The following is a 9,358-nucleotide window of genomic DNA, read 5'->3' as shown; positions in this document are numbered from 1 at the left end:
TCGTCGACCAGCACCTGCCCGTCCGCCAGCCGCAGGTTGTAGAGGGCAAAGCGGGCCGGCGCGGTTTCAGGCGCATCGGGCGCCGGCCGCAGCCGCGCCAGCACCTCGTCGATGTCCAACCCGCCGCCCGGCAGACGCGCCAGGCGCAGCACCGGCTGCTCGATGGTCAGCGCCTCCAGCACCGGCGCCCGGCGCCACAGCGAGCTGGCGGCCAGATCGGCGTGCAGGCCGGCGACCTGCAGCTGGGGCGGCCCGCTGCCGTCACCCGGCCCGGCCACCCGCAGGTCGCGCACCGTGAGCGCCAGCGCCCAGGGCGAGAACCGCACCTCGCCCACCTGCACCTGCCGGCCCAGCAACGCAGACAAGCGCTGCGTGGCCTGCGACTGCAGCAAGGGCGGCACCGCCAGCCAGGCCAGCAGCCAGGCCGCGACGAGCACGATGACGCACCCGGCCAGCACGCGCAGCGCGCGGGCACGTCGTGGCTTTGTGGGTGGTTGTTGTTGTGTCTGCAATTCCCTCTCCCTTCAGCGCCCACCGGCTGCGGGGGCGGCATGCTGCCCGCGGCGCGCCCCGGGTGCAAGCCGACCGTGGGGGCGAAGTCACAGGCGAGAATGCCCGGCGTGAACCAACTCCTGAATGCCGCCGGTATTACGCACTGGAAACCTCTGCTCAGCATGCTGCTGATGCCGCCGGTGCCCTTCCTGTTGATGGCGCTGGTCGCCGCCGTCTTGCTGGTGCGCTCACGCAGCCGTCGCGCTCTGGTGGCCTTGTTCGCCGGCCTGCTGCTCACCTGGGGCAGCCTGACGGTGGCGATGGGCGAATGGCTGCACGCGCATGGCATGCCGGACATCCCGGCCTTCAGCCCCCGCCAGGTGGCCCAGCTGCGCGCCGACGTGCAGGCCGGTCGCAAGGTGGCCATCATCGCCCTGGGCGCGGGGCGCGAACGCCTGGCACCTGAATACAACCAGCCCAGCCTGAGGCCGCTGACGATGGAGCGGCTGCGTTATGCCATCTGGCTGTCGCGGCAGACGGGCGCGCCGCTGGGCTACACCGGCGGCATCGGCCACGGCGCGGTGCCGGGCCCCAGCGAGGCCGAGGTGGCCCGCCGCATCGCGCAAGAGGAGTTCGGCCTCACGCTGCGCTGGGCCGAAGACCGCTCACGCGACACGCGCGAGAACGGTCAGCTCACCGTGCCGCTGCTGCGCGCCGACGGCATCGAGCAGGTGGTGATCGTCACCCACGACCTGCACATGCCGCGCGCGCTGCGTGCCTTCCGCGAGGCCGCGGCGGCCCAAGGCACCCTGCTCGAGGTGGTGCCGGCGCCGGCCGGCATCAGCTCACTGTCGGACGACCGCTTCACGCGCTGGTTTCCGTCCGACGCGGGCCAGTTGCTGAACTGGTACTTCTGGCACGAGAAGCTGGGCTGGTGGGCGGGAGCCTGAGGCCCGCAGCAGCGCCCGAAAAAGTCGAAACCCCTTCAGCCTGACGGCCGAAGGGGTTGGGTGGCTGACGCCACCAGTGGAGCTCCGGAGGCATTGAGTCCGGGGCCCCGCCCGTGCAGAGACTGCTCGGTTCATGGTCACCTGCGTGGCAGGCATCCCTAACTTAGATGAGGCGCCGGCCGGCTTCAAGCCGGCAAACCTCATGGCACAGCGCGGGTCAATTGGCTTTTTTGTGCGCGGCCATCACCGTATCGAACAGGCCGTCCACCCGCGCCGTCACCTCGCGCGCCATCGTGATGGGCACGCCCCACTCGCGGCTGGTCTCGCCGGGCCACTTGTTGGTGGCGTCCAGGCCCATCTTGCCGCCCAGGCCGCTGGTGGGAGACGCGAAGTCGAGGTAGTCGATCGGTGTGCTGTCCACCAGCGTTGTGTCGCGCACCGGGTCCATCCGCGTGGTGATAGCCCACACCACTTCCTTCCAGTCGCGGATGTCCACATCGTCGTCGGTCACCACGATGAACTTGGTGTACATGAACTGCCGCAGAAAGCTCCACAGCCCGAACATCACCCGCTTGGCATGGCCCGGATAGCTCTTGCGGATGGAGATGATCGCCATCCGGTAGCTGCAGCCCTCGGGTGGCAGGTAGAAGTCGACGATTTCGGGAAACTGCTTCTGCAGGATGGGCACGAACACCTCGTTCAGCGCCACACCCAGGATGGCCGGCTCGTCGGGCGGTTTGCCGGTGTAGGTGGAGTGGTAGATCGGGTCGCGCCGGTGCGTGATGCGGTCGATGCGGAACACCGGGAACCAGTCCTGCTCGTTGTAGTAGCCGGTGTGGTCGCCGAAGGGGCCTTCCAGCGCATGCAGATAGCCGCCGCGCTCGGCCAGCGGCACACCGGCGTCGCTGGTGCCTTTGAAGCCAGCCGGCGCGGTGGGGATGTGCCCTTCCAGCACGAACTCGGCGGAGGCCGGCGCCTGCAGCATCAGGCCGACTTCGCCCACCCCGGTGTCCGCCAGCTCGGTGCGGCTGCCGCGCAGCAGGCCGGCAAACTGGTACTCCGAGAGGCTGTCGGGCACCGGCGTCACTGCGCCCAGCACCGTGGCGGGGTCGGCGCCCAGTGCGACCACCATCGGAAACGGCTGCCCCGGATTGGCCCGCGCAAAGTCGCGAAAATCCAACGCACCACCTCGGTGCGCCAGCCAGCGCATGATCACCTCGCGGCGTCCGATCACCTGCTGCCGGTAGATGCCCAAGTTCTGGCGGCGCCGGGGCTGTGCCACCGACTGCGGCCCCCGGGTCACCACCAGGCCCCAGGTGATCAGCGGACCGGCATCGCCAGGCCAGCACAGCTGCACCGGGAGCTTCCCAAGATCGACCTCGGCGCCCTCGATCGTGATTTCCTGGCAGGCCGCCCCCCTAACTCGAGTGGGTTTCATGTCCCACAGCGCCTTTGCCATTTGAAACAAACGGCCGGCATCCTTCAGGCCGTGCGGCGGCTCCGGTTCCTTCAAGCTGGCCAGCACGCGACCCACGTCGCGCAGCTCCGACAGGCTGTCGGCGCCCATCCCCATGGCCACCCGTCGCGGCGTTCCAAACAGGTTCGCCAGCACCGGAATGCGGTATTCCGCGGGATTTTCGAACAACAGCGCCGGACCTTCGGCCCGCAGCACACGGTCGGCCAGTGCCGTCATCTCGAGCTTGGGCGAGACCGGATCGCCGATGCGACGCAGCTCGCCGACGGCTTCCAACTGCTTCACAAAGTCACGGAGGTCACGGTACTTCATAACTGAAACGAATGATGAACAGAGCCATTATGGTTGACCGGTTATTTGAAGGCCTACAGAATTCGCCTTGCTGACCCGTTTAAGGGTTTACCCGTAGTCCCTGCCGAGGTACCTGGCAGGACTGGTCAATGACCGCCGAAGGGCGGGAGCCGTCACGAGTCCGGACTCGAAAGCGCGGCAAGTTATCACGGTTGCCTTTGCAGCCCTCGCAGCGCAGCAGCGCGCAGGACGCCGGCAACCGACGAAGGGACAAGATGAATTTGCTTCGCACTGTCCGCGCCGTGAGAACCTCTCTGGGCGTGTTCATCCGCGACGTCGGGCACGGGCTGCTGGAAGTCAGCCACAACACGCTGGCGCTGCTCGGCCTGGCCGTGGTGGCGGCGCTGGTGTTTGCCGGTGGCCGCGCCGATCTGCGCCATCAGGTGGAGCAGGCGGCGTTCGACTGGCTGCAGTCCCGGCACGAAGCGCGTGCCGAGTCCGACGGCAACCTGCTGGTCTCGCTGAGCGAGCCCGATGCCGTTGCGCGCGCCACCGCAGCCGACCCCAAGGGCCTGACGCGCCAGCAGGCGGCCGTGGCCCAGTGGCTGTCGCGCCGCTATCGCGTGGCGCCCGAGCCGGTGAGCCGCCTGGTGCAGGAAGCCTGGCACGTCGGCCAGCGCGCCGGCCTCGACCCGACACTGATCCTGGCCATCGTGGCCATCGAGTCCAGCTTCAACCCGTTCGCGCAAAGCGCGGTGGGCGCCCAGGGCCTGATGCAGGTGATGACCCGCGTGCACGACGACAAATACCAGGCCTTCGGCGGCATCCACGCCGCCTTCGACCCGGTGACCAACCTGCGCGTGGGTGTGCAGGTGCTCAAGGAATGCATCGCCCGCGCCGGCGGCCTGGAGGCCGGCCTGCGCTACTACGTGGGGGCTGCCAACATCACCGACGATGGCGGTTATGCCGGCAAGGTGCTGGCCGAGCAATCCAACCTGCAGCGCGTGGCCAACGGCAAGGGTGTGCCCATCAATGCCCCCATCACCCCGGCCGTGACCGCCACCCGCGAAACACCGGCTGCGCCTGCCGCGGCGCCCGACGCCAAGACGGGCGGCCCGGAGCAGGTGGCCCTGCTCAACTGACCCCTGGCGGGTGCAGGCAGGTGCCTGCGGATACACTCGCGTTCCGCGCGACTGGCGATAGGGCTGCAACAGCCCGAGGTGGATGACCACCGTGGAGCGCGGGCGGCCTGATGGCCGTGTCCGCCGTTCGCCTGGGCAGCCCTGCATCACTGCACCGCCATGTCGCGGCCGCAGCGTCGGGGTCTTCAACTCTGAAGAAGGACTGCCATGTTTGATCGGAACCAATCCACCATCGCCCACATCGACCCCGACCTGTGGGCCGCCATCCAGGCCGAGAACCGCCGCCAGGAAGATCACATCGAGCTGATCGCCTCGGAAAACTACACCTCGCCGGCCGTGATGGCCGCGCAAGGCAGCCAGCTGACCAACAAGTACGCCGAGGGCTACCCCGGCAAGCGCTACTACGGCGGCTGCGAGAACGTCGACGTGGTCGAGCAACTGGCCATCGACCGCGTCAAGCAACTGTTCGGCGCCGAGCATGCGAACGTGCAGCCCAACTCGGGCTCGCAGGCCAACCAGGCCGTGTTCTTCGGCCTGCTGCAGCCGGGCGACACCATCATGGGCATGAGCCTGGCCGAAGGCGGCCACCTGACCCACGGCATGCCGCTGAACATGAGCGGCAAGTGGTTCAAGGTGGTGAGCTATGGGCTGGACGCCAACGAAGCCATCGACTACGACGCGATGGAACGCCTGGCCCATGAGCACAAGCCCAAGCTGATCATCGCCGGTGCCTCGGCCTATGCGCTGCGCATCGATTTCGAACGCTTTGCCAAGGTGGCCAAGGCCGTCGGCGCCTATTTCATGGTGGACATGGCCCACTACGCCGGCCTGATCGCCGCGGGCGTGTACCCCAATCCGGTGCCGCATGCCGACGTGGTGACCTCCACCACCCACAAGAGCCTGCGAGGCCCGCGCGGCGGCATCATCCTGATGAAGGATGCGGTGGCCAAGCAGATCAACAGCGCGATCTTTCCCGGCATCCAGGGCGGCCCGCTGATGCACGTGATCGCCGGCAAGGCCGTGGCCTTCAAGGAAGCGCTGACGCCCGAGTTCAAGACCTACCAGCAACAGGTGGTGAAGAACGCCGCTGCGCTGGCTGAAACCCTGATCGAGCGCGGCCTGCGCATCGTCAGCGGCCGCACCGAGAGCCATGTGATGCTGGTGGACCTGCGCCCCAAGGGCCTGACCGGCAAGGAGGCGGAAGCCATCCTCGGCGCGGCGCACATGACCTGCAACAAGAACGGCATCCCGAACGATCCGCAAAAGCCGATGGTCACCAGCGGCATCCGGCTGGGCAGCCCGGCTTTCACCACCCGCGGCTTCCGCGAGGAGCAGGCCCGCCAGACCGGCCACCTGATTGCCGACGTGCTGGACCGGCCGAACGACGAAGCCGTGCTGCAGCAGGTGCGCGAGAAGGTCGCGGTGCTGACGCGCGAGTTCCCGGTCTACCGCTGACCGGCGCGGACCGGCGGTATGCGTTGCCCTTTCTGCAGCCACGGCGAAACGCAGGTCGTCGAGACCCGTGACTCGGACGAGGGTGACGTCATCCGCCGGCGGCGGCGCTGCCTGGGCTGCGAGAAGCGCTTCACCACCTACGAGCGCCCCGAGATCGCGATGCCGTCCATCGTCAAGAAGGGCGGCGCGCGGGTGGACTTCGACACCGCCAAGCTGCGCGGCTCCATGCTGCTGGCGCTGCGCAAGCGGCCGGTGAGCATGGAGCAGCTTGACGCCGCCATCGAGCGCATCGAGGAAGTGCTGCTGACCAGCGGCGCCAAGGAAATTCCTTCGAACCGGCTGGGCGAGCTGGTGATGCGAGAGCTCAAGAAGATCGACAAGGTGGCCTACGTTCGCTTTGCGTCGGTCTACCGCAGCTTTGAAGATGTCGATGAGTTCAGGCAGCTGATCCGGGACATTTGACCCCGCACGAACGAGGGCCCATCCCACCATGGAGGGATGCGGCGGACGGTTCACCGTCTCAATATCTGCACATCTGATAAAGGTGATGCAAATGACCCCTCGTTCCGTCTGTTTCCCCTCGCGCCGTCAACGCGGCGTTTCCTTGATCGAGACGACCTGCGTGGCCGTCATCCTCTCGGTGCTGCTTGGCCTGGCGCTGCCTTCGTTCCTGGCCAGCCTGCAACGCCACCGGGTGGAAGGCCTGATGAACCAGTTCAAGGCCGACCTGCGCTACGGCTATTCCGAAGCCATCGCGCGCGGTCACACGGTGCATGTCACCTTCGCTCGCACGACGGCCGGCAGTTGCTACGTGATTGCCGCAGCCAAGCCTTGCCCTTGCGACACCACAGGGCTGGCCGCCTGCACCGGCGGCTCCCAGCCTTTGCGGGTGGCCTGGCTGCCGGCCGATTCAGGCATCACGCTGGCCGCCAACGTGCGGCAGATCACCTTCGATGGCCGGCGTAACACCATCACCCCGGCGGCGTCGATCGACATCCGCTCGAACGGGCCTGCGGCCCTGCATGCCATCGTCAACATCGTCGGTCGGGCGCGCGTCTGCAGCCCAGGTGCGGCCATGGCTTCGTATCCCGCCTGCTGAGACCTGAGCCGGATGAACGGTCGGCGCCTGCCGACCGGCGGCAACTGCGCTGTGTGCATTCCTTCACGCCCGCCCAACATAATCATCACCATGGCGCCCTTGCCCCAACGACACGTGCGCGGCTTCACCTTGATCGAGATGCTGGTGGCGATCGTGATCGTCGCCATCCTCACGGCGATCGCGCTTCCCATCTTCACCGATGCGGTGCGGAAGGCGCGACGCGCCGATGCAGTGGCCTTGCTCACGGGCCTGCAGCAGGCCCAGGAACGGTTTCGCGCCAACAACCCGGGCTATGCCACCACCCTGGTGCAACTGGCCGGCACACCGGCCAGCACCACGCACTACCAGGCCTCGATCGACAGCGCCAGTGCCTCGGGCTACACCCTGACCGCCACCGCCAAGAGCGACTCGCCCCAGAACGACGACAGCGACTGCAAGCGGATGTCCTTGAGCATGACGCCGGGTGGCAACGTGGTCCAGTCTGGCGTGAACGATGGCGCCGCGCCCTGCTGGGTGCACTGACCCGATGCAGGCGCACCGTGCCGACCCGCAGTGTGGGCTCACCCTGGTGGAGCTGCTCGTCGCCGTGGCGATCATGGGCATCGTGTTGACCTTGGCCGTGCCCGCGTTCAACGACCTGATCGCGCGTGAGCGTCTGCGCGGCACGCATGCGCAACTGCTGGCCGACCTGAAGTACGCCCGGTCCGAAGCGGTGCAGCGCAACGAGGCCGTGCGCATCGACTTCCGCAGCTCGACGACGATGGTCTGTTACTCCATCTACGCGGTGGCATCCGGCGGCATGTGCAACTGCCTGCTGGGCAGCGAGCAGTGCCTGGCGGGTCCGTACGGCGCCTCATTGCCGCTGCTCAAGCTGGTGCAGTTGCCGCTGTCGCGCGGCGTGGCGCTGAGCACCAATGCGTCCTCGGTGACCGTGGACCCGACCAGGGCGGCCCACTCGCGCGCGTTGACGATCACGCTGACCAGCGCGCGTGGTTCGCAGCTGGTCACCACCGTCAGCGATCGGGGGCTCGTCAGCACCTGCTCGCCCGATGCGTCCATGTCCGGGGTTCCTGCATGCGTCACACCATGAACCGACGGCAGCGTGGCTTGTCGCTGGTCGAACTGATGGTCGGCGTCACCGTCGGCCTGTTCATCGTGGCCGCGGCGGCGATGATGACCACCAGCCAGCTGGGCGACAACCGCAGGCTGATGGTGGAGACGCAGGTGCAGCAGGAGCTGCGGGCCGCGATGGACCTGATCAACCGCGACGTGCGGCGTGCCAGCGGCTGGGACAACGCGGCCGCCAGTGTCTGGCGGCCCAACAACCTGATCGTGTCCAGCAACCCCAATGCCGACCTGCTGTCCGAAAGCAGCGGCACCTCGCTGCGCTACACGTACATCAACAGCGGCTCCGAAACGCCATCGGGTTTTCGATTGAACGAAGAAGCCTTGCAGATGCGCGTGGGCGACGCGTGGCAGACCGTCACCGACGTGCAGACGCTGCGCCTGATCGACCTGACGATGACCCTGCGCGAACAGAGTGTGAGCCTGGCAGGCTACTGCATGAACGGCTGCGCCGTCGGCAGTTGCCCCGCGCTGTTCGTTCGCACGGTGGACGTCAGCCTCACAGCGCAGGCCACCGCCGACCCCAGCGTGCAACGCCGCCTGATAAGCAACATCCGCCTGCCCAACGACAAGGTGACCGGGGCCTGCCTATGAACCGCCAGATGCCGCTGCATCGCCGGCTGCAGCAGCGCGGCGCGGCCACCCTGGTGGTGGTGATGGTGCTGTTTTTCCTGATGCTGCTGGTCTCTGCCTACGCCGGGCGAACGCTGATCTTCGAACAGCGGACCTCGGCCAACCAGTACCGCGCCGCACAGGCATACGAAGCCGCGGCCGGCGGCCTGGAGTGGGCCCTGGCCATGCTCAACAGCGGACAGCGGATCGACGAAGCCTGCGAGCCGACCACCAATCCGCTGGACAACACCTTCCGCGATCGCTACCTGTCGATGGAACTGGACACCGGCAAGGTGAACCCGACCACGCCCAGCAGCGGACTGTTCGCCGCCTGCGTGCATGGCGCTGAAGGCTGGCGCTGCCAATGCCCCATCGGCTCCTCGCCGACCCTCGGGACCAACACCGACGCGGGGGCTACGTTCATGCTGGAGATGCGTCCGCTGTCGGCCTTTGCACCCGCGGGGCCGATCGCGATCACTTCATGGGGCTGCTCCACCAGCAACGACTCGCGCTGCTTTCCGGGCGGCGCCATCAGCAGCGACGCCACCGCCACCCACACGATGCGCGTGGCCCTGGTGTCGGCCCTGCAGCAGCCGCCCACCGCCGCCCTGACCTCGCCAGGCGAGGTGGTCGTGCCCGCAGGCATGACGGTGGTGAACCAGGTGCCGGGCGGCAGTGCAGTGGCCATACGTTCCGGGGCCGACATCAGTGGGCCCGG

General features: G+C 67.7%; 10 protein-coding genes, 1 pseudogene and 1 riboswitch. Of the genes and pseudogenes, 9 read left to right on the top strand and 2 right to left on the bottom strand.

What is annotated here, in order from left to right; translation table 11 throughout:
- Positions 1-512 (bottom strand): annotated as a pseudogene (locus ABNT58_RS07850) (hypothetical protein); the annotation flags it as partial.
- A gap of 108 nt (positions 513-620) precedes the next feature.
- On the opposite strand from ABNT58_RS07850, the gene ABNT58_RS07845 reads away from it, so the two are divergent.
- On the top strand, positions 621-1,442 hold the full coding sequence (locus ABNT58_RS07845) for a YdcF family protein (RefSeq protein ID WP_348752945.1): 822 nt from the start codon (positions 621-623) through the stop codon (positions 1,440-1,442).
- A gap of 217 nt (positions 1,443-1,659) precedes the next feature.
- On the opposite strand, the gene ABNT58_RS07840 is transcribed toward ABNT58_RS07845, so the two are convergent.
- Positions 1,660-3,228, bottom strand: coding sequence for a UbiD family decarboxylase (locus ABNT58_RS07840; protein ID WP_348752944.1), 1,569 nt, complete (start codon positions 3,226-3,228; stop codon positions 1,660-1,662).
- A 254-nt stretch (positions 3,229-3,482) separates the two neighbouring features.
- On the opposite strand from ABNT58_RS07840, the gene ABNT58_RS07835 reads away from it, so the two are divergent.
- The 8 genes from ABNT58_RS07835 to ABNT58_RS07800 form a co-directional block, all read left to right on the top strand.
- Positions 3,483-4,349 carry a transglycosylase SLT domain-containing protein gene (locus tag ABNT58_RS07835; protein ID WP_348752943.1) on the top strand — a complete coding sequence of 289 codons (867 nt, stop codon included), beginning with the start codon at positions 3,483-3,485 and terminating at the stop codon, positions 4,347-4,349.
- Between the two features lie 37 nt (positions 4,350-4,386).
- Positions 4,387-4,493, top strand: a riboswitch (ZMP/ZTP riboswitch).
- A gap of 63 nt (positions 4,494-4,556) precedes the next feature.
- Entirely contained in the window at positions 4,557-5,804 is a 1,248-nt protein-coding gene (glyA, locus tag ABNT58_RS07830) for a serine hydroxymethyltransferase (protein ID WP_348752942.1), read from the top strand.
- A gap of 18 nt (positions 5,805-5,822) precedes the next feature.
- Positions 5,823-6,266: a transcriptional regulator NrdR gene (nrdR, locus tag ABNT58_RS07825; protein WP_348752941.1), complete on the top strand. Its 444-nt coding sequence runs from the start codon at positions 5,823-5,825 to the stop codon at positions 6,264-6,266.
- A gap of 28 nt (positions 6,267-6,294) precedes the next feature.
- Positions 6,295-6,903 carry a GspH/FimT family pseudopilin gene (locus ABNT58_RS07820; protein ID WP_348752940.1) on the top strand — a complete coding sequence of 203 codons (609 nt, stop codon included), beginning with the start codon at positions 6,295-6,297 and terminating at the stop codon, positions 6,901-6,903.
- Between the two features lie 99 nt (positions 6,904-7,002).
- Positions 7,003-7,425 carry a type IV pilin protein gene (locus tag ABNT58_RS07815; protein ID WP_348752939.1) on the top strand — a complete coding sequence of 141 codons (423 nt, stop codon included), beginning with the start codon at positions 7,003-7,005 and terminating at the stop codon, positions 7,423-7,425.
- A gap of 4 nt (positions 7,426-7,429) precedes the next feature.
- Positions 7,430-7,993 carry a GspH/FimT family pseudopilin gene (locus ABNT58_RS07810; protein WP_348752938.1) on the top strand — a complete coding sequence of 188 codons (564 nt, stop codon included), beginning with the start codon at positions 7,430-7,432 and terminating at the stop codon, positions 7,991-7,993.
- On the top strand, positions 7,990-8,622 hold the full coding sequence (locus ABNT58_RS07805) for a prepilin-type N-terminal cleavage/methylation domain-containing protein (RefSeq protein WP_348752937.1): 633 nt from the start codon (positions 7,990-7,992) through the stop codon (positions 8,620-8,622). The genes ABNT58_RS07810 and ABNT58_RS07805 overlap by 4 nt, the downstream gene beginning before the upstream one ends.
- Positions 8,619-9,358, top strand: a 740-nt coding sequence (locus ABNT58_RS07800) for a PilX N-terminal domain-containing pilus assembly protein (RefSeq protein ID WP_348752936.1), incomplete at its 3' end; no start/stop codon positions are given. The genes ABNT58_RS07805 and ABNT58_RS07800, both read left to right, overlap by 4 nt.

This window comes from uncultured Aquincola sp. (genome assembly GCF_964001545.1).
GTDB lineage: Bacteria > Pseudomonadota > Gammaproteobacteria > Burkholderiales > Burkholderiaceae_C > Aquincola.
Note: the sequence above shows the minus strand (reverse complement) of the source record. Positions and strands in the feature narration are given on the sequence as shown.

Excerpts from the sequence above, each read along its gene's own strand:
- ABNT58_RS07840 (WP_348752944.1), bottom strand. The coding sequence starts at position 3,228 with ATGAAGTACCGTGACCTCCGTGACTTTGTGAAGCAGTTGGAAGCCGTC.
- ABNT58_RS07835 (WP_348752943.1), top strand. The coding sequence starts at position 3,483 with ATGAATTTGCTTCGCACTGTCCGCGCCGTGAGAACCTCTCTGGGCGTG.
- glyA (WP_348752942.1), top strand. The coding sequence starts at position 4,557 with ATGTTTGATCGGAACCAATCCACCATCGCCCACATCGACCCCGACCTG.
- nrdR (WP_348752941.1), top strand. The coding sequence starts at position 5,823 with ATGCGTTGCCCTTTCTGCAGCCACGGCGAAACGCAGGTCGTCGAGACC.
- ABNT58_RS07820 (WP_348752940.1), top strand. The coding sequence starts at position 6,295 with ATGGAGGGATGCGGCGGACGGTTCACCGTCTCAATATCTGCACATCTG.
- ABNT58_RS07810 (WP_348752938.1), top strand. The coding sequence starts at position 7,430 with ATGCAGGCGCACCGTGCCGACCCGCAGTGTGGGCTCACCCTGGTGGAG.
- ABNT58_RS07805 (WP_348752937.1), top strand. The coding sequence starts at position 7,990 with ATGAACCGACGGCAGCGTGGCTTGTCGCTGGTCGAACTGATGGTCGGC.